General features: G+C 66.2%; 14 protein-coding genes. 7 read left to right on the forward strand and 7 right to left on the reverse strand.

Annotated features, from left to right (window positions below):
• Positions 1-109: 109 nt before the first annotated feature.
• From ABIA45_RS21775 to ABIA45_RS21785, 3 genes are all read left to right on the forward strand, one after another.
• Positions 110-6,553, forward strand: a complete 6,444-nt coding sequence (locus tag ABIA45_RS21775; protein WP_404653573.1) for an amino acid adenylation domain-containing protein — start codon at positions 110-112, stop codon at positions 6,551-6,553.
• Between the two features lie 139 nt (positions 6,554-6,692).
• On the forward strand, positions 6,693-6,866 hold the full coding sequence (locus ABIA45_RS21780; protein WP_404653575.1) for a hypothetical protein: 174 nt from the start codon (positions 6,693-6,695) through the stop codon (positions 6,864-6,866).
• 221 nt (positions 6,867-7,087) lie between these two features.
• Positions 7,088-7,819: a 4'-phosphopantetheinyl transferase family protein gene (locus ABIA45_RS21785; RefSeq protein WP_404653576.1), complete on the forward strand. Its 732-nt coding sequence runs from the start codon at positions 7,088-7,090 to the stop codon at positions 7,817-7,819.
• A 28-nt stretch (positions 7,820-7,847) separates the two neighbouring features.
• Here ABIA45_RS21785 and ABIA45_RS21790 read toward each other — a convergent pair whose 3' ends face one another.
• From ABIA45_RS21790 to ABIA45_RS21800, 3 genes are all read right to left on the reverse strand, one after another.
• Complete coding sequence (locus tag ABIA45_RS21790; protein ID WP_404653577.1) at positions 7,848-8,873, reverse strand: histone deacetylase family protein; 1,026 nt, start codon at positions 8,871-8,873, stop codon at positions 7,848-7,850.
• Positions 8,874-8,998: 125 nt separating this feature from the next.
• Complete coding sequence (locus tag ABIA45_RS21795) at positions 8,999-9,934, reverse strand: SMP-30/gluconolactonase/LRE family protein (protein ID WP_157285259.1); 936 nt, start codon at positions 9,932-9,934, stop codon at positions 8,999-9,001.
• On the reverse strand, positions 9,891-11,978 hold the full coding sequence (locus ABIA45_RS21800) for a PQQ-dependent sugar dehydrogenase (RefSeq protein WP_404655727.1): 2,088 nt from the start codon (positions 11,976-11,978) through the stop codon (positions 9,891-9,893). The genes ABIA45_RS21795 and ABIA45_RS21800 overlap by 44 nt, the downstream gene beginning before the upstream one ends.
• A 200-nt stretch (positions 11,979-12,178) precedes the next feature.
• On the opposite strand from ABIA45_RS21800, the gene ABIA45_RS21805 reads away from it, so the two are divergent.
• The 4 genes from ABIA45_RS21805 to ABIA45_RS21820 all read left to right on the forward strand — a co-directional run bounded on the left by ABIA45_RS21805 (position 12,179) and on the right by ABIA45_RS21820 (position 15,086).
• Positions 12,179-12,412, forward strand: coding sequence for a DUF6894 family protein (locus tag ABIA45_RS21805; protein WP_157285260.1), 234 nt, complete (start codon positions 12,179-12,181; stop codon positions 12,410-12,412).
• A gap of 9 nt (positions 12,413-12,421) precedes the next feature.
• On the forward strand, positions 12,422-12,598 hold the full coding sequence (locus ABIA45_RS21810; protein WP_198399843.1) for a hypothetical protein: 177 nt from the start codon (positions 12,422-12,424) through the stop codon (positions 12,596-12,598).
• Positions 12,599-13,131: 533 nt separating this feature from the next.
• A complete protein-coding gene (locus tag ABIA45_RS21815; protein WP_404653578.1) occupies positions 13,132-14,721 on the forward strand; it encodes a gamma-glutamyltransferase family protein in 1,590 nt (529 codons plus the stop codon).
• Positions 14,722-14,867: 146 nt separating this feature from the next.
• A complete protein-coding gene (locus ABIA45_RS21820; protein WP_198399845.1) occupies positions 14,868-15,086 on the forward strand; it encodes a hypothetical protein in 219 nt (72 codons plus the stop codon).
• Between the two features lie 52 nt (positions 15,087-15,138).
• Here ABIA45_RS21820 and ABIA45_RS21825 read toward each other — a convergent pair whose 3' ends face one another.
• The 4 genes from ABIA45_RS21825 to ABIA45_RS21840 are packed head-to-tail and all read right to left on the reverse strand — an operon-like array spanning position 15,139 to position 18,619.
• Positions 15,139-16,422: an NAD(P)/FAD-dependent oxidoreductase gene (locus ABIA45_RS21825; RefSeq protein ID WP_404653581.1), complete on the reverse strand. Its 1,284-nt coding sequence runs from the start codon at positions 16,420-16,422 to the stop codon at positions 15,139-15,141.
• Between the two features lie 11 nt (positions 16,423-16,433).
• Entirely contained in the window at positions 16,434-17,165 is a 732-nt protein-coding gene (locus ABIA45_RS21830) for an amino acid ABC transporter ATP-binding protein (protein ID WP_271538775.1), read from the reverse strand.
• Positions 17,162-17,815 (reverse strand): amino acid ABC transporter permease, encoded by a 654-nt coding sequence (locus ABIA45_RS21835; protein WP_024341720.1) that lies wholly within the window; start codon positions 17,813-17,815, stop codon positions 17,162-17,164. Before ABIA45_RS21835 ends, ABIA45_RS21830 begins: the two co-directional genes overlap by 4 nt.
• 45 nt (positions 17,816-17,860) lie before the next feature.
• A complete protein-coding gene (locus ABIA45_RS21840) occupies positions 17,861-18,619 on the reverse strand; it encodes an ABC transporter substrate-binding protein (protein WP_404543697.1) in 759 nt (252 codons plus the stop codon).
• Positions 18,620-18,726: the final 107 nt, after the last annotated feature.

The raw sequence follows: 18,726 nt of genomic DNA on the forward strand, positions 1-18,726 counted from the left end.
CGAAGGGCTCGAGGGCCCCTCAACCACAGATTTTGGGGTCCAAACTTCACCTCGGACTGGACGCATTCCCCAACTTCTTGGAAGAATAACTTAATCGGACCAAAAGGGAATGGCGTTGTCGGACATTGCATCCGGAGCGGACGAAGCATCAGCCGGCACCACGGCCGAAACGAAGGTGTTCGCGCATATCAGCGGCCTTCTTGAATTCTACGCCCGCAGGACGCCGGCGGCACCCGCACTCCTCGCTCCCGGCCGGCCGGCGCTCAGCTATGGCGTGCTGGCCGAGTCGATCCGGCAACTGGTCCGTACCTTGCGTGAACTCGGCATCGGTCCCGCAGACCGCATCGCGGTCGCGCTGCCGCGCGGCGCCGATACTGCGCTGGCGCTGATCGCGGTCGCATCAGGCTGCGCCTGCGTCCCCATCAACCCGGATCTGACGGCGGACGAGCTGCAACGCTATTTCAGCGAACTGAAGCTGACGGCGCTCGTGACCCGGGCCGACATGAACTCGGCGAGCCGCGACGCCGCCAGAGTGCTCGACATCGCCGTGATCGATTTCGTGGCGGGGCCCGCCCGCGATCTCGGCGGCTGCGCGTTCATCGCTCCGGCGATCGGGCCGGCCAATGCCGGCGGCGCTTCGCGCCGCGACGACGATGCGTTCATCCTGCTGACGTCAGGCACGGCGGCGCGGCCGAAAATGGTGCCGCTGACCCACCGCAATGTCTGCCTCTCCGCCTACAATGCCGGCCATGTGCTGTCGCTCACGACGCATGATCGCCTGCTCAACGTCCTGCCGCTGTTTCATGCCCATGGCTTGATCTCCGGCCTGCTCACGGCGCTGGCCGCGGGCTCCAGCGTGATCTGCACCGACGGTTTCGACGCATCGTCGTTCTTCGGCTGGATGCGGGAGTTGCAACCGACCTGGTACACGGCGGTGCCGACTATTCATCGCGCATTGCTGACGGCGGCGGAAGTAAACCCGGACCGCGCCCGACCATCGTCGCTGCGCGTGATCCGGTCGGCTTCGGCCTCGCTCGCGCCGGCGATTCTCGCCGGGCTGGAGACAACGTTCGGCGTGCCCGTGCTCGAGACCTACGGCATGACCGAGGCGGCCTCGCAGATTGCGGCCAATCCGTTCGAGCTGCGCAAGGTCGGGTCGGTCGGCCGCGCCGCCGGCCCGGAGATCGCGATCATGGACGAGACCGGCCGCACGCTCGCAAGCGGGGCGCACGGCGAGATCGTGCTGCGCGGGCCGAACATGAGCCGCGGCTATTATAATGACGAGCCGGCGACGCGGGCCGCATTCCGCAACGGTTGGTTCAGGACCGGCGACCTCGGCAATCTCGATGACGACGGCTATCTCTTCATCGTCGGCCGCATCAAGGACGTCATCAACCGCGGCGGGCAGAAGATATCGCCGCTGGAGGTGGAAGACGTCCTGCTCAGCCATCCGGCGGTGCTGGAAGCCGGCGTGTTCGCGGTCCCGCACGACAAGCTCGGCGAGAACGTCGCGGCCGTCGTGGTGCTGCGGCCGAACGCCGAGGCGACCTCGGACCAGCTGCGCCAATTCGCGCGAAAGCGCCTTGCGGCCTACAAGGTGCCGAGCCTGATCCGCAGCGTGGCGGCGCTGCCGAAGGGCGCCAGCGGCAAGGTCAAGCGCAACGCCCTCGCCGGTCTGATTGCAACGGTCGACGCGGGCGACGAGACCCGGCTGTTGCGCAATGCGATCGAGAGCCAGCTCGCCGAGATCTGGGCCGGCCTGTTGGAGCTGCCGCAGGTCGGCGCCGACCAGGACGTCTTCGCGCTCGGCGCGGATTCGCTCGCGGTGACACAGATGCGCTCGCGCTTGCGCGACCGCTTCGATGTCGACTTCTCGTTCGAGGACATCTTCGATTGCCCGACGATCGCAGCGCTTGCGGCCCGGATCGAGACCGCCGCAAGCCGGCGCGAGACGGCGCTGCCGGGCTGGCGCCGGCTTGCGGGCACGGACGCACCGCTGTCGTTCCAGCAGCAGCGGATGTACGTGCTCTCGCGACTGGACCCGACCCGGTACAATTATAACGTCGTCGAGATCGCCGTCCTCAAGGGCCCGGTCGACGCCGCCGCGCTGTCTGCGAGCCTCGCTGCGATCTCAACGCGCCATGAGGCGCTGCGCTCGGTGTTCGTCGAGCGCCAGGGCGAGCCGATGCAGCTTGTGCTGTCATCGGCGCCGCGGCTGGAGCGCATCAAGCTCAAGCCATGCCCTGCGGGCAGGCGGCCTGCGGCAATCCGGCGCGAGGCGCTCAGGCTTGCGCAACATCAGTTCGACCTGGCCCACGCGCCGCCCCTGAAGACGACACTGCTGTCGTTCGACAGGAACAACCATGCGCTGGTGGTCAACGTCCATCACCTCGCCACCGATGGCTGGTCGCAGCAGCTGTTCTGGCAGGAGCTCGCCGTCCATTATGCCGCGGCGCGCAAGAAGCATTCGGCCGCACTGCCGCCGCCCGCTTTCCAATATCGCGACTTCGCACTCTGGCAGCAAAACTGGGCGCAGACGCCCGCGGCCAGGGAGCAGCTCGATTATTGGCGGACCCAGCTCGACGGCGTCACCATGCTGCCGCTGCGAACCGACAGGCCGAGACCTGAGATCTGGAGCGGACACGGCGCGCGTCACTACCTTGAATTCTCAAAGTCCCTCTCGTCCGAGCTGCGCGCGCTGAGCCAGAACCAGGGCGTCACGCCGTTCATGACGCTGCTCGCCGCCTTCCAGTGCCTGTTGTTCCGCCACACCTCGCATGAGGACGTCGCCACGGGATCGCTGATCGCCAATCGCAACCAGATCGAGAGCGAACGCCTGATCGGGCTGTTCGCCAACACCCTCGTCCTGCGCAACGATTTCAGCGGCGATCCGAGCTTCGGCGAGATGTTGCGGCGGGTGCGGCAGGTCACGCTGGACGCCTACCGCAACCAGGACCTTCCGATCGAGGAGGTGTTGCGTGCATTGCAGGTGGCGCGCCGCAGCGACGGCAATCCGCTGTTCCGGACCATGTTCATCCTCCAGAACGCCTCGATCGAGGCGGCGCGCTTTCCTGGCCTGTCGACCCGGCGGCTGGAAGTCGATCCCAGGGTGGCGCGGTTCGACATCACGCTCGAACTGGTCGAGGCCGATGGCCGCTTCACCGGCTTCTTCGAATACGCCACCGATCTGTTCGAGGCCGCGACGATCGAAGCCATGGCGGCCCAGTTCAAGACGCTGCTCAAGGCCGTCATCACCAATCCGGAGCAGCGCATCTCGCGCCTGCCGCTCCTGACCGAGGCCGAACGCCGGCAAGCGCTGGCAAAAGGCCGGGGCATGCCGGCCAATTTCACCACACGCGGCAACTTGAGCGAACGCTTCGAGCGCCAGGCGAGGAAGACGCCGAACGCCGTCGCGGTCTCGGACGATCGCACGTCCCTGACCTATCGCGAGCTGGCGCGCCGCAGTGGAGCGGCCGCGCGCTGGCTGGCCCGTGAGGGCGTCGGCGCGGAGAGCGTGGTTGCCCTGCTCGCGGAGCGCGGGCCCGACCTGCTCGCCGCGATGATCGCGGTGCAGCGTGTTGGCGCGGCCTTCCTCAATCTCGATCCCGACCAGCCGACGGCACGGCTCTCGACCATCCTCGGATCGAGCTGTGCCCGCGTGCTGCTGACCGGGCGGGCTCAGTCTGCCATGGTCGAGGCCTTGCTCGAACCGCTGGTCGAGCGCATCCCGGTGGCCGAGCTTGACGACGTGGTCGCGACAAGGGCAGACAAGCCGGCCCACGCCGCACGGCGCGCCGCCTCGAGCCTTGCCTATCTCGTCTATACGTCCGGCTCCTCCGGCGCGCCGAAGGGCGTCATGATCGAGCAGCGCGGCCTGTCGAACCATCTGGCCTCGCTCATCTCCGAGCTCGGCCTCTCGCCTAAGGACGTGATCGCGCAGACCGCGCCGCAGAGCTTCGTGATCTCGGTCTGGCAATTCCTCGCCGGTCCCATGGTCGGCGCGCGCGTCCATGTCTGCGGCAGCGCGATCGTGCAGGACCCGATGCTGCTAGCGCGCGAGATCGAGGGCGAGGGCATCACGGTGCTCGAGATCGTGCCCTCGCTGCTGCGCCTCATTCTCGAGCGTATGGACGAGGCGCCGATCCGGCGCGCCTTCGCGAAGCTGCGGCTGCTGATCTCGACCGGCGAGCCGTTGCCCGTCGAGCGCTGCCGCGCCTGGTTTGCGCGCTGCCCGAGGGTGCCGCTAATCAATGCCTATGGCGCCTCGGAATGCTCCGACGACGTCTCCCTGCATCGCCTGACCAAGGCGCCGGCGATCGCGACGGCCAACGTTCCGATCGGGGCGCCGCTGCCGAACACGCAGCTTTACGTGCTCGACGCGCAGCTCCAGCCGCAACCGATCGGCGTGACCGGCGAGCTCTGCATCGGCGGCGCCGGAATCGGCCGCGGCTATATCAACGATCCCGCGCAGAGCCGGCAGCGTTTTCTGCCCGATCCGTTCTCGCGCCAGGCCGGCAGCCGGCTCTACCGGACCGGCGATCTGGCCCGGCGCCGCGCCGACGGGACGATCGAATGCCTCGGCCGCGCCGACCATCAGGTCAAGGTCCGTGGCTATCGTATCGAGCTCAAGGAGATCGAGAACGCGCTGGCCGAGCATCCAAGCGTGCGCGCCGCCATCGTCGAACCGCGCCGCGAGGCGAGCGGCGACATCAGGCTGATCGCCCATGTCGTCGCCAAGCCCGGCAGCCGGAGCAGCGCCAGCGAGCTGCGCGATTTCCTGAAGAGCCGCCTCTCCGTCCACGCCGTCCCCTCCGCCTTCCTGTTCCTGGATCAGGTGCCGCTCAACGCCCATGGCAAGATCGACCGCTCGGCGCTGCTGGCGTCCGTCCCGCCGGAAACGTCCGGCGCGGATGCGGTCGTCCCGGCGCGGCGCTTCACCGAAAAGGTGCTCTCCGACATCTGGATCGACCTGCTGAACGTCGAACGCATCGGTGTTACCGACAATTTCTTCGACCTCGGCGGCCATTCGCTGCTGGCCGGCCAGGTGATGGCGCGCATCGCGCGGGCGCTCGGCGTGTCGCTGCCGATCAAGGCCATCTTCGAGGCGCCGACGATCGAGGGGTTGGCGCGGCGGGTCGAACAGACCGTGGCCACGAAGCCGCACAAGCCTGCCGCAAGCCTGCCGCGATCGGCTGCGGGCGGGCCGCCGGCGCCTTCCATCGGGCAGGACCAGATGCTGCAGATCGAGCGGAATCTGCCGGGGCTGCCGCAGTTCAATCTGCCCTTCGCCTTCCGCCTGCAGGGCCCGCTCGATTCGGCCGCCCTGGCAAAGGCGATCGACGACGTGGTGCGCCGACACGAATCGCTGCGCACCGCGTTCGCCTGGAACGGCGATGAGCCGGAAAGCCGCATCGCCGCGCCACGCACGATCGGCCGAATCATGACGGTCGAGACGATCGGCGACGGTCATCCCCACGACAACAAGCGCCGCAAGGCGCTCGAGCTCAGGAAGATCGATCTCCTGATCGAGCAGGAGGCCTATACCCCGATCGACACCAGGCGCGCGCCGCTGTTGCGCGCCCGGCTGTTGCGGCTCCACGACGACGACCACGTGCTGCTGCTGACGTTGCATCACGCCGTCGTCGACGGCTGGTCGATCGGCGTGCTGTTCGAGGAATTGTCGAGCCGCTATGCCGCGCTGGCCGGATATCCGTCTGCGCCGCTGCCGAGCCCGCCGCCGGCCTTTTCGGACGTGGCACGCTGGCAGCGCTGGTGGTGCGGCACTGACGCGGCGCGCCGCCAGGCTTCCGACTGGATCCTGAATTTGCGCGGAGCGGGTCCCCTTTTCGACGGCGAAGCGAGCCCGGGCGCCTCCACCGGGCATCATCCGGTCTGCCTCGAGCGCGAGCTGATCGACCGGCTGACGGCGCTTGCCGGTCAGCACAATTGCACGCTGTTCATGTGCATGCTCACCGGCCTGAAGGCCATGCTGCTGGCCCGGACGGGCCGCACCGACATCGCGGTCGCGACCGCGATGGCCAATCGTGCCCAGCCGGACACCGACCGGATCATCGGCCCGTTCGAGAACACGGTGATCGTCCGCACGACAATCACGCCGGACCTGTCTTTCGCGCAGGCTCTGCTGCGGGTGCGCCAGAGCGTGCTCGAGGCGCATGCGCGGCAGGAGCTGCCGTTCAACGTCCTGGCCGATCGACTGGAGCAGGAGGGGATCGATCCGGCCTCGCTGCTCCAGGTCTATTTCACGCTGCAGAATCCGTTGCGCCGGCCGCTCGATCTCCCGGATCTCGCGACGGAATCGATCGGCAACGTCGCGCGCGAAGGCCAGCCGGTGCTGCCGATCGACCAGACCTGGCTGTCGCTGATGCTCAAGGAGCGCCCGACCGGCATTACCGGCTCCTGCAATTACAAGCGCGATTTGCTCGAGGGCCGAGCGGTCGGCGAATGGATGGAGGACCTCGTCGCCCTGCTGACGGCGGCGATCGCCCAGCCCAACGCACCACTCGGCAGATTGCTCACGCGCAGGGCCGCTTGATGCCGCGACATCGCGCCGGAATACGGGTTCACGCCCCAAAGCTGTGAATGATCAAGTTGCAGCTTGATTATTTGGCGTCGTCGCGCAAGATTATTCTCGGGTTTTGATTAGGATGATCATTTTCAACCGGGGGAGTGTTATGGGTTTCATCAAATTTACCAAGAAGACCTCGCTCAGCGCGGAGGACCGCAAGGCTCTGCAAGAGCTGCTCAATTACGAGAAGAAGCAGCTCCAGAAGCAGCTAGACGATGTCGAAGCGAGCCTCAAGGCTCTGCGAGCGCCCAAGAAGAAATCCAAGAAGAAGAAGAAGTAAGATCCGTCGGTCGGGTACGCCGTACGAGTCTTTGCGGATCGACCGCTTGCTTGTCGAGTTTGGGGTCTCGCACAAGCTTGCGCCTGTAAACCGGCCTGCAAATCGACAAGAATTCGCCCGGGTGGACCGCTAGGAACGGTCCTCTCGGCTGATTCTTGCGCAGTTGTTTCTTCCGTCGGGACCGAGGGATTTGGCCTCGCCCGACGCCATGGGCCCAATTGATGGCAGACGACAGAATCGAACTCTTTGTCGGACTGATCGAGACCATTGACGTGCCGGGCGCGGCCGAGGCGTGCCGACGCCTGCTCTCGGTCGACGAGCGGGCCCGGGCCGATCGCTTCGTGTTCGAGCGGCATCGGCGGCAGTACATCTTCGCACATGCGATGTTGCGCCTCGCGCTGTCGCAGGTCGCTTCCAACGTGGCGCCGACCGACTGGACGTTTGGCGCGGGCCGCTATGGCCGGCCGTTCGTCGCAGCACCGGCTACCTCGACCGCGCTGCATTTCAGCCTGTCGCATGCCGACGGCTGCGTCGCCTGCGTAGTGTCGCGGCATGAGGCCGTCGGGGTCGACGTCGAAACCGTGTCGCGGCGCGTCGCGCCGCTGTCCACCGCGCTTCGCTTCTTTGCGCCGGAAGAGGTCGAAACCTTGCGCGGACTGCCGGAGCCCGCGGCGATCGAGCGCTTCTTCGACTATTGGACGCTCAAGGAGGCCTATCTGAAGGCCAGGGGCTTCGGGCTCAATCTGCCGCTCGACGCCTTCGCCATGCAGGTGTCACGCGAGGCCATCGAAATCAGCTTCAAGCCCGACATCGTCGACGATCCGGACGCCTGGCGCTTCTCGCTGTGCTCGCCATCGCCCGCGCATCGCCTCGCGATCGCCGACGGCTCCCGCGCGGGCGGCGGCCTTCCCATCAGCCGCCATGCCTGGCCCCTCCGTCAAGCGGCTGAATGAAGCGCGCAAGCGGAGAGGCGAAGCGATCTCAGCGCGCTTCTTCGAAGCCCGCCAGCACCGAGGTCAGGTTGGCGCCGAGGATATCCGAGAGATAGCCGCCTTCCTGCACGAGTACGGTCGGCAGGCCCAGCTTCGCGATGGCCTGGCCGATGCGGCGGAAGCCAGGTGTGGTGACGGCCAATCCCTTCAGCGGATCGTGCTCGGAAGCATCGAGGCCGAGTGCGATGACGAGGGCGCCGGGGGCAAAGGATTCGATCGCCTTGCGCGCGATGTCCAGCGCCTGGAGATAGCCGTCATCGCCGGTGCCGATGGGAAGCGGAATGTTGAGATTGGTGCCGAGGCCGGGTCCTTCGCCGCGCTCATGCGCATAGCCCCATACGTAGGGATAATACGCAACGGGGTCGGCATGGATCGAGATCGTGTAGACGTCGGGCCGGGCGTAAAAAATGCCTTGCGTGCCGTTGCCGTGATGGACGTCGACGTCGAGGATCACGACGCGCTCGTGCTTCTGCCGCAGATGCGCCGCCGCGATCGCGCTGTTGTTGAGGAAGCAGAAGCCGCCGGCCATGTCGCGATAGGCGTGATGGCCGGGCGGACGGCAGAGCGCGTAAGTTGCGTCCTCGCCGTCCATCACCATCTGCGCTGCGGTCACCGCAACATCGGTGGCGGCGCAGGCCGCGGCCCACGTGCCCGGGCCGATCGGCGCTGCGGTGTCGGCGGTATGCCAGCCGAGTTTGCCGACGATGTGGGTCGGATAGGTCGCGGCATGGCGCACGGGATGGATATTGCCGATCATCTCCGGGCCGGAATCGCCGAGCGCCGTCCAAGCGTCCCAGGCTTCGCTGAGGAACGACAGGTATTCCGGGCTGTGAATGCGTGCGCGCGGCCCGGGCCCGAACTTGGTTGGCTCGACCAGCTGGTGCTTGCCATCCCGCAATCCCCTGAGCAGGCGGTCGGCGCGCTCGGGCTGCTCAGTGGTGCGCTTGACGACACCGCGCACCAGAAAGAATTGCGGATCGTGGCTGCGGTGCAGCTCGGTATGGACGGCTTTCACTCAAACACTCCGTGGTCGCATGGACGTGCCGCAGAGTCTTGATCGCCACGGCCGCCGGATGCAAGCAAGAAGAATGCCGCCCAGCGTCGCGCTGCCCTGCGCCGAAAGCAGAGCGCTTGCGAAGCTCAGCAACGGCCTCGCTGAAGACAGTGCTCGCGGCCCGGCTGGTCGGTGCGGAAGGACTCGATGAAGCCACCCTGACGCTGGGTGACGAAGATGGTCTTGCCGTCGCTGCCGCCGAAGGCAATGTTGGTCGGCTCCTTGGCCTTCAGCGGGATCTCGCGCTCGACCGCGCCGGTCGGCTTCATCAGCGCGATCGTGCCCTTGAGAATGCGCGCGACGTAGAGGCGGCCGGCAACGTCGGTGCGCAGGCCGTCGATGGTGTCGGGCTGAAACGCCTTGACGAGTTTTGCAGCCGTCAGCTCGTTGCCGCTGATCGCATAGGACCAGATCTGGCCGCTGCTGGATTCGCCGACATAGAGCGTCTTGCCGTCAGGGCTGAGGTCGATGCCGTTGGTGGTGCCCATCGCGCGCGGCGCCGGCATCACCTGCCCTCGCACCGTACCGTCCGCTCCCCTGGCGATGCGCCAGATGTGGCCTTCGCGCCCCTTCCAGTTCGGATCGCTCGCATAGATCGTGCCGTCCGGCGCGATCGCGATGTCGTTGGGCTGGCTCATCTCGCCGGAATGAAACCACACCGCGGGTTCGGTCGCACCCTTGGGAATCGCGAAGATGTTGTGCTTCTTGTAGTCGGCGATGAACATGGTGCCGCTGCGATCGAAACGAATCGCATTGCCGACGCTGCCTTCGGGGAGCGTCGTGAACAGCTCCGAGGCGGCGCCGCCCGCGGGCAATTTGCCTATTGTGCCGGGCTTGCCGAGATTGACGACGAACAGATTGCCGTCGAGATCGGCGGCGGGCCCTTCGATGCCGAAGGTGTATTCGCCAGCGGGCGTCACCTGTGCGCTTTCGAACAGCTTTGTTTCGGCCGCGGCCGGCAGCGTGACCAGCAGGATGCTACTGCACAGGCACCAGAAGTTCCTGCCGGATGTAATAGCCATCGCCGTCGGTGCACTCGCCGTTCAGATAGGGATCAGCTGGCCGGAAGAATCGACTGAAGCCGGGTCTGTCTACAGCGTTCCTTTGTGTCACGACGACGACCTTTCCGGCCGGTATTTCGCCGCATTCCTTGTTGGCCTTGCTGAAAAACTTCCGCTGCGGCGGGCCCGGCTTGATCCGCATGCGCGTGCCCGGAACCATTTTGGCGACGAACAGGTCCGCGGTATCGAGCAGGCGCGTGTAACCGGGTTCCAGCTTCGGCAGGCTCTCGCCGCCCGGCGGCATCAGCTTCTCGGCGCCAAGGCCGCGCAGGCGCGTCCGCAGCCTGCCGGCGTCGGGATCGCCAGGATGGATCCAGCCGTCCTGCGCCAGCATGAAGTGCAACACCGCCCTGTCCTTCTCCGCATCCGATTGCGCCGCGCTCAGGCCGAAATCCGAATGGCAGCCGGTGCAATGCTTCTCGACGAGGCCCTTGCGTAAGGTGGTGAGGCGAACGCTGTTCTGCGCGTCTCTGGCGACGAAGGCTGCGAGCTGGTCGATCATCGCCTGGCTGCGGGTATCGCAGGGGAGCGGCTGAGGTCGCTCGCCGGCCGTGCGATCGATCCGGATCACGGTCTTGTTCTTGTCCTCGACCAGCCAGATCGCGCCGTCCTCCGTCACCGTCATGCCGACCGGCGCACCTTGCGGCCGCGCGCCGTTGACGCGGTGCCAACCGGCGATCAGCTCTTCGAACGGCGCGGCGGCGACCTCGCCGGCATCGGTCCGGAAACTGCGGGTCGGCTCGGCCGCGCAGCTGACGTGATAGCGCACCGGTGCCGCGCTGGGCTCTGGAAAGCCGTGATCGTCGACGTCATAGACCAGCAGCCGGCTGCCGGTCGGCCGATAGCCGTGCAGGCCGACCAGGAGCTTGCCCTCCAGCTCGGGGAATTTCGCCCCGTGGTAATACAGCATCGCGAGCGGCGCGCCGTGCGGCGGCAGCAGCGAGAGCGGCGCCTTGTAAAGCGCATTGGCCGAGCAGAACGACTTGTACGCGCCCGATTGCAGCACGAGCCTGAATTCGGGGCTCGGCGTCGACAAATCGTAGCAATAGGGCCAACCATAGTGCCTGCCCTGCTCGATGGCGTTGATCTCCTCGTTCGGCTTGAAGAGATCAGGGAGGTCGCGGGCGTTCTCGCCCTGGAGAAAGGCGTAGCCGGCATCCGGAAACTTCGGGTGCAGCGCCAGCGCCATCGAGTTGCGCAAGCCGCGCGCATAGACGCTGTGCGGCGGGTCGGGATCGCTGGGTTTCAATGCCGGGAAGACGCCGCCTGCGGGCGGCGTGAACAGCCAGATCGATGCCAGCGCGGACGCGCCCTCGGCCGCCGCACAGGGTTTTGTGATCGGCGCCGGCGTGATGCAATCGTCGCTGTGCGAGCCGACATTGACGAACAGCCGGCCGTTCCGGTCGAACACGAACTGCTTGAGCGGATGCGCGCTCTCATCGAGCCTCTTACCATCGGGCAGCGTGATCCGGCGGCCGGGCATGTGGCGGATGATGGTCTCGACCGTGCTGCCTGGATTGTCCGCGAGCGGGTCGAACCGGAAGATCGTCTCCGCGGTCGAGGCGTAGAGCTTTTTGTCCGGGCCGATGACGAGAGCGAACGGATATTCTATCCCCGTCAGCAGCTCCTTGAGGCGTTGCCCCTGCGGGGCGCGCGGATCGAGCAGCAGCAGCCGCCCGTCGGTGTGGCCCCAGCCGCCCATGTCGGCGACCACCAAAAGGTCGCGGCCGGGCACCTGGACGATCGAACGCGGAAATTTGAGGCGATCCTCTTCGTCGGCAACGAGGCCGGCGCAAAATCCCGCCTTCATGTCGATCTGGATCCTGGGAAAGGCGAGATCGCCGCTGCCGCAGGCTTCGGTGCCGATCGCGTAGCCGCTCTTCCTGGCCGGCTCGGACGAGGCCGGGGCGAAGCCGAGCAGCGCGGCAGCCAAGCCCGCTGCAACAACGGCCGCTGCAGGCAAGCGCAGATTTCGCCGTTCGCGCGCGAATGTGAACTCGTTCACGGTGCCCCCGCCTTCCCGCCGGCGTTGTTCCATGCCGCCGCCGCGCCGTCCAGTCATCACCCGCCTGTGATTAAACCTGTAACGGCCTTGGGCCCGACCAATATCCGTAGATTCCCTTACCGGGCTCGACCCGAATGTTTCGCGAATGCTTGGGGTGGTATCCGTTTGCCGTCCCCAATCGCTTTCTACAGGAGGCGCCTATGGTCCAGGTCTATTTTCACTGCTCCAACACCGAGGGCACGCTGATCGACCGCTACGGCGCCGCAGTCGCCAATCTGACCGAGGCGCGCGACCGCGCCGCTCAGATCATGAACTCGATGATCCAGACCCCCGGCGCAGAAGACTGGCGCGACTGGGTGATCCATGTCAGCGGCTCCGACGGCGAGGATCTGTTCGACCTCCCCTTCACCGCCCTGCTCGGCAAGCCGCATTGAGGTGATGCCATGTTGCTCGCTTCCCTGACCCTGCTGCGCCAGCCCCTCAGCTTCGTCGCCACCCGATGGCAGACGCTGATCCGCGTCGCGGGCAACCCCTATCGGCCCGAGCTGCACTACATGCGCGGACCCGGCCCGAAATGGCGCGCCAAGTACCAGGCCAGCCGGCTGGATCGCTCGCACTGAGGCGGCGCTTACCGCGCTTTTTCGGACATTTGTATCTTCCGTCATGGCCGGGCTTGTCCCGGCCATTCACGTTTTGGGGCGCGGAGACGAAGACGTGGATGCTCGGGCCTCGCCTCGCCGAAGCGGCTTCGGCCGCACAGGCGGATCAAGCCCCGGGCATGACGGGCTTGGGGGCAGCCCCGCACCTCACTGCCAAGAGTATCGCATATGACTCGCGAGGGCGCCTGCGTGCACGCCTCGTCCTTCGCGACGGCGCTGACGCGCCTCCTCAGGATGAGGCTCCTTGGCATCAGTGTCCCGTGAAACTGCTGCCGCGCACTCCGCCCTCATCCTGAGGAGCCCGCCTCAAGCGGGCGTCTCGAAGGATGGCCGCAGCGAAAAGCTCTCATCCCGCGCCTGTTTCACACCAGCCATGCCGCGCCTGCCTTTGGATGTTCTCGTTGGCGGCAATGTGCCATTGTCCGTGCGCTTCGCCAGTCGCGGAGCCTCGCATTCAACGCAGCGAATCCATCGACGAGCATCAAGACGACACCATGCCTCACCAGTTCAGCCTCAACCAGACCGTCCGCAAGCCCGCCGTCACCTCCAAGGGCGGCATCGTCGCCTCGCAATCGCGGCGGGCGGCCGAAGTCGGGGCGCAGGTGCTGGCCGCGGGCGGCGATTGCGTCGACGCGATCGTTGCGACCACGTTTGCCCTCAACGTCCTGGAGCCCTGGAACAGCGGCATCGGCGGCGGCGGTGCGATGGTGCTCTACCGCGCCAAGGAAAATCGCCATGAGGTGATCGACTACGGCATGTGCGCGCCGCAAAGCCTGCGCACGGCCGATTATCCGCTCAGCGGCGAAGGTCCATCGTCCGACCTGTTTCCCTGGCCAAGGGTGAAGGACGATCGCAACATCCACGGCCCCGGCTCGATCGCCGTGCCCGGCGTCGTCGCCGGAATGGAAGAGGCGCACCGCCGCCATGCCAAAATGCCGTGGAAGGATCTGGTCGCGCCGGCAGCTCGGCTCGCCGGCGAAGGCCTGCTGGTCGATTGGTGGACGACGGTGACGATCGCGGGCTCGGCCGCCGATCTCAGGCGCTACCCCGCGAGCGCGGCCGCATATCTGAAGGACGGCCTGCCGCCGACCGCGCCCTGGGGCATCAAATTCGAGACGCGGCTGCCGCAGGACGCCCTGAAGGCGACGCTGTCACATCTTGCGGACGCGGGCGCGCGTGATTTCTATCAGGGCGATCTCGCCATGAGCATTGCTTCCGACATCAAAGCCGACGGCGGCTCGCTGTCGGTGGAGGATCTCGCTGCATTCCGCGCCCATCTGCGCGGGCCGCTGGCGATCCCCTATCGCGAAGGCAAGGTGTTCGCGACCCCCGAGCTCACCGCGGGCCCGACCATGGCGCATGCGCTGCGGCTGTTGCAGCAGAGCTTGACGCCGGCAGACGCGCCGGATGCCGGCGCCTATGTCGAATATGCGCTCGCCCTGCAGGCCGCCTTCCGCGAGCGTCTCAAGGATATGGGCGATGCCGACGGCAAGCGCTCGCTCGGCGCCGAATATCTGGCGCCGGCCTGCACCACGCATTTCTCGGCGGTCGACCGCCACGGCAACATCGCGGCGGTGACGCAGACGCTGCTCTCGTCCTTTGGCTCGCGATATGTGACACCGCACACCGGCATCACCATGAACAACGGCATCATGTGGTTCGACCCGACGCCTGATACCACCAACTCGCTGGCACCGGGCAAGCGCTGCCTCTGCAACTACACGCCCGTCATCGCAGAGACAAAGGACGGCAAGCGCCTCGCAATCGGCGCCTCCGGCGGCCGCCGCATCCTCCCCGCGGTGATGCAGCTTGTATCCTTCGCGATGGATTACGGCATGGACCTCGACGCTGCCATCCACCAGCCGCGCATCGACGCCAGTGAAGGCGCGGTGGTGATTGGCGATGCGCGCCTGCCGGCGGAGGTGCGCGAGGCGCTGGCCGCGCGCTTCGACTATGAAGAGACCCGGCTGCAGGCGGTACCGCAGAAGTTCGCCTTCCCGAGCGTCGTGATGCGCGAGGGCGAGATCAATTCCGGTGCGGTCGAGATTTTCCAACCTTGGGCCGATGCGGTGGCGGAGGCTTGACTCCGCTCGACATGCCAGCGCGCGTTGAGCGCGAGCGCGATTACGCATCCAGGCGAGCGTCACGACTCCTCCACATTCGCAGGGAACTTACTCTCCCACCGTTCGTTCACTGAACGGACAAATGCGCTCGCCCACTGGAGGACATCATGAAGAAACTTGCGCTCGCCGCCTCGCTGATCATTGCGGCCGGCTTCACATTGACGAGCCCCGCGCTGGCGAAGGGTGGGCATGGTCATGGCCACGGACATGGCCACAAGATCGGCCATCATCACCATGGCAAGTCATTCGGATGGTACCACGGTCGCAAGGTCGGCTGGCGCGGTCACGCGTGCCCGCCCGGACTTTGGAAGCAGGGTCGCTGCTAAAGCCGATCCAGGATTCAAGCAAGGCGTCGCTCCTCACCGAGCGGCGCCTTCTTCATATGCCGAGCCGGTCCCGGACCCGGCCCGCGATCACGGCGGTGGTCACGCCGACCGGCCAGAAAGCGTGCATCGGGATCGGCTTGATGCCCGTGATGGGCATGTCGATCTCGGCCTTGGCGCCGCCGATCAGGCGGCGGGCGAGTTGCGCGCCCATCGCAGTCGAAAGCGCGACACCGCGGCCATTGCAGCCGAGCGAGATCAAAACGCTCTCGGCGGGCTCGTGCACGTGGGGGTAATGATCCCCGGTGATGGCGAGCCGGCTGTTCCAGCCGTGGGTCCAGACGACGCCCTTGAGCTGCGGCCAGAGTCGCTCCGCATAACGCATGAGATAGGCGACGTCATGCGGCGACTTGATCCAGCGCATCGGGCCGCGCCCGCCCATCAACAGACGGTTCTGCTGATCGATGCGATAGTAGACCGTGATGTGGCCGCTCTCGTAGAGGACGGGGCGCGTCGGCATGATCGAACGGGCGACTGCGTCGGACAGCGGCGCGGTGGCGGCGATCGAGGAAAACACCGGCACGATGGTGCGGCGGAGGGCCGGCCAGAGATCGTCGGTGAAGCCGTTGGTGGCGAGCAGGACCTTGTCGGCGTGAACAACCGCCCGCGGCGTCTCGATGCGCCAGCGCGTTCCCTCGCGGCGGAGCGATAGCGCCGGCGTCTCGCCATGAACCTTCGCGCCCGCCGACATCGCAGCGCGCGCAAGACCACGGGCGTAGCTGAGAGGATGCAGATCGCCGCCGCGCGTGTCCAACATCGCGCCGATGTAACGATCGGTGCCGGTCATGTCGCGGAGCTGCTCGCGGTTCAGATAAGTCACCGGCATGCCGCGGCGGATGCATTGCTGCGCGGTCTTCTCGATCGCAGCGGCGCTGCTCTCATTGTAAGCTGCGCGCAACGTGCCGTTCTGCCGCGCCTCGCACGGGATCTGGTAGCGGCGGATCAGATCGTGTGTGAAGTTGGTCGTGCCGTAGGCGAACGCGATCATGCGGCGGCCGAGCTCGGTGCCGAAATCGGCCTCGATCTTGTCGGGGTCGTGCTTCAGGCCGGGATTGGTGTGGCCGCCATTGTTGCCCGACGCGCCCCAGCCCGGCTCCTGCGCCTCCAGCACCAGCGCCTCGACGCCCTGTTCGGCCAGATGCAGCGCGGTGGAAAGGCCGGTGTAGCCGCCGCCGACGATTGCGACCGAGACGCTCTTGTCGACATCGAGCGGCGGCGTGGCAACCGGCGCGACGGCAGTGTCGGCATAGAGCGAGGGCGGCAGAGGCAGGCGCGTCATGGCGAGTCCGGTCAGAGCGGATGCAGCACGCGGCGCAAGAAGTCCTGCGTCCGCGCGTGCTGCGGTTGATTGAGCACCGATTTTGCCGGACCCTGCTCGACAATGACGCCGCCATCGATGAACAGCACGCGGTCGGCAACATCGCGGGCAAAGCCCATCTCGTGGGTGACGACGACCATGGTCATGCCGTCGTCGGCGAGCTTGCGCATGACGCCGAGCACGTCGCCGACCAGCTCTGGGTCGAGCGCCGAAGTCGGCTCGTCGAACAGGATCGCCTTCGGCTGCATCGCCAACGCCCGCGCGATGGCGACGCGCTGCTGCTGCCCGCCGGAAAGCTGCGGCGGATGCGCGTCGGCCTTTTCCGCAAGCCCGACCTGAGCGAGCAGCGCGCGGCCGCGCTCGAGCACCTGGGCGCGCGGCTCCTTCTTCACGTAGAGCGGACCTTCGACGACGTTCTCCAGCGCGGTGCGATGTGGAAACAAATTGAAGCGCTGAAACACCATCGAGACCTGGGTGCGGATGTTCACGATTGACGGCGCGTCGCGGTCGACCTTCAAGCTTTCGACGCTGATCTCGCCGCGGTCGTAGCTTTCGAGACCGTTGATACAGCGCAGGATGGTCGACTTGCCGGAGCCGGAGGGGCCGATGATGCAGACCACCTCGCCCTTCTCGACCGAGGCCGTGATGCCCTTGAGCACCTCGACCTTGCCAAAGCTCTTGTGGACGTCGTTCAGCTCGATCATCGCTTGCCGGCCCGCTTCTCGAAGTGACGGACCAAGAGGATCAGCGGAATGCTCATGGTGAGATACATCAGGGCGACCAGGGTGAACACGCTGGTGTTCTTGAACGTCGAGGACGCGATCAGCTTGCCCTGCAGCGCGAGCTCGGCGACCGTGATGGTCGAGGCCTGCGAGGAATCCTTCAGCATCATGATCATCACGTTGCCGTAAGGAGGCAGCACGATGCGCACCGCCTGCGGCAGCACCACGCGGCGCATGGTGAGCCACCAGCCCATGCCGATCGACTGCGCCGCCTCGATCTGCCCCTTGTCGATCGCCTCGATGCCGGCGCGGAAGTTTTCGGCCTGGTAGGCCGAATAGGCGATGCCGAGCCCGAGAATCGCGGCCTGCAACGCGCTGAGCGTAACGCCGAGATCGGGCATCACGAAGTAGAGGTAGAACAACAGCACGATGATCGGGATGCCGCGGATCACGTTGATCAGGCTGGCGCTGAGCATCGACAGCGCCTTGATGCCGGAGACCCGCATCATCGCCCAGACGAGGCCCAGCACCGTCGACAGCAGCAGCGAGCCGATCGTGACGATGATCGTCAGCGCGACGCCGTTCAGCAGGATCGGGAAGAACTCGACGGCGTCGCGCCAGAAGCCTTTCATCGGCAAGCCTTCACTAAGGAGCCTTCATCGATCAGACGCTGACGATCAACCTTGTGCCTTCAGGCCCCATTTATCGAGGATCTTGTCGATGGTGCCGTTGGCTTTCAGCTTCGCCAGCGAAGCGTTGATCTTGCCGAGCAGTGCGCTCTCGCCCTTGCGCACGCCGATGCCGACAGAGCCGACCGTGACCGGCTTGTAGCCGTCGACCAGGCGCACCTCGGGGAAGCCGCCCTGCTTCAGATTGTAGGCGAGGATCGGATAATCGGCGTAGCCTGCCTTGAGGCGGCCAGTGTTCACGTCGCGCAGGATGTCCGGGATGGTGTCATAGGCCTTCACCTCGGCGAACAGCCCGGTCTTCTTCAGCGCGTCGACAAAGGCGGTGCCGACCTGGGCGCCGACGGTCTCGCCCTTCAGGTCCTCCTGCGTGGCGTAAGTCTTGGTGTCGGCCTTCGGCACCACCAGGCCTTCGCCATAGGTGTAGATCGGGTCGGAGAAGTCGACGACCTCCTTGCGCGGCGGCGTGATGAACATCGCAGCCGCAATGATGTCGATCTTGCTCGAGGTCAGCGAGGGGATCAGTGCCGAGAACTGCATCGGCTCGATCTGCACGTTGAAGCCGGCATCCTTGCCGACCTCGGTGATGAGGTCGACCATGATGCCCTGGATGGTGTTGGTCTTGGTGTCGAGGAAGGTGAAGGGAATGCCGGTCGGAGTCGAGCCGACCTTCAGAGTCTGTTGCGCCGAAGCCGGTGCGACTGCGGCGATGGCGAGCGCCGCAATTGCGGCCTGAACAAAACGCTTCATCGCATCCCCCTGTTGGGCCTGGCCGGCGGCGGCGCACACATGTCGCGATCAGACGTTGCGGGCCGGCCCGTTTTCGGCCTATTTTCACCAATATGAAAATTTGGTCA

It is taken from the genome of Bradyrhizobium sp. USDA 336, assembly GCF_044908355.1.
GTDB classification, from domain to species: domain Bacteria; phylum Pseudomonadota; class Alphaproteobacteria; order Rhizobiales; family Xanthobacteraceae; genus Bradyrhizobium; species Bradyrhizobium yuanmingense.

Excerpts from the sequence above, each read along its gene's own strand:
- ABIA45_RS21795 (WP_157285259.1), bottom strand. The coding sequence starts at position 9,934 with ATGGCTATTACATCCGGCAGGAACTTCTGGTGCCTGTGCAGTAGCATC.
- ABIA45_RS21830 (WP_271538775.1), bottom strand. The coding sequence starts at position 17,165 with ATGATCGAGCTGAACGACGTCCACAAGAGCTTTGGCAAGGTCGAGGTG.
- ABIA45_RS21835 (WP_024341720.1), bottom strand. The coding sequence starts at position 17,815 with ATGAAAGGCTTCTGGCGCGACGCCGTCGAGTTCTTCCCGATCCTGCTG.
- ABIA45_RS21805 (WP_157285260.1), top strand. The coding sequence starts at position 12,179 with ATGGTCCAGGTCTATTTTCACTGCTCCAACACCGAGGGCACGCTGATC.
- ABIA45_RS21785 (WP_404653576.1), top strand. The coding sequence starts at position 7,088 with ATGGCAGACGACAGAATCGAACTCTTTGTCGGACTGATCGAGACCATT.
- ABIA45_RS21840 (WP_404543697.1), bottom strand. The coding sequence starts at position 18,619 with ATGAAGCGTTTTGTTCAGGCCGCAATTGCGGCGCTCGCCATCGCCGCA.
- ABIA45_RS21775 (WP_404653573.1), top strand. The coding sequence starts at position 110 with ATGGCGTTGTCGGACATTGCATCCGGAGCGGACGAAGCATCAGCCGGC.
- ABIA45_RS21810 (WP_198399843.1), top strand. The coding sequence starts at position 12,422 with ATGTTGCTCGCTTCCCTGACCCTGCTGCGCCAGCCCCTCAGCTTCGTC.
- ABIA45_RS21815 (WP_404653578.1), top strand. The coding sequence starts at position 13,132 with ATGCCTCACCAGTTCAGCCTCAACCAGACCGTCCGCAAGCCCGCCGTC.
- ABIA45_RS21780 (WP_404653575.1), top strand. The coding sequence starts at position 6,693 with ATGGGTTTCATCAAATTTACCAAGAAGACCTCGCTCAGCGCGGAGGAC.
- ABIA45_RS21825 (WP_404653581.1), bottom strand. The coding sequence starts at position 16,422 with ATGACGCGCCTGCCTCTGCCGCCCTCGCTCTATGCCGACACTGCCGTC.
- ABIA45_RS21820 (WP_198399845.1), top strand. The coding sequence starts at position 14,868 with ATGAAGAAACTTGCGCTCGCCGCCTCGCTGATCATTGCGGCCGGCTTC.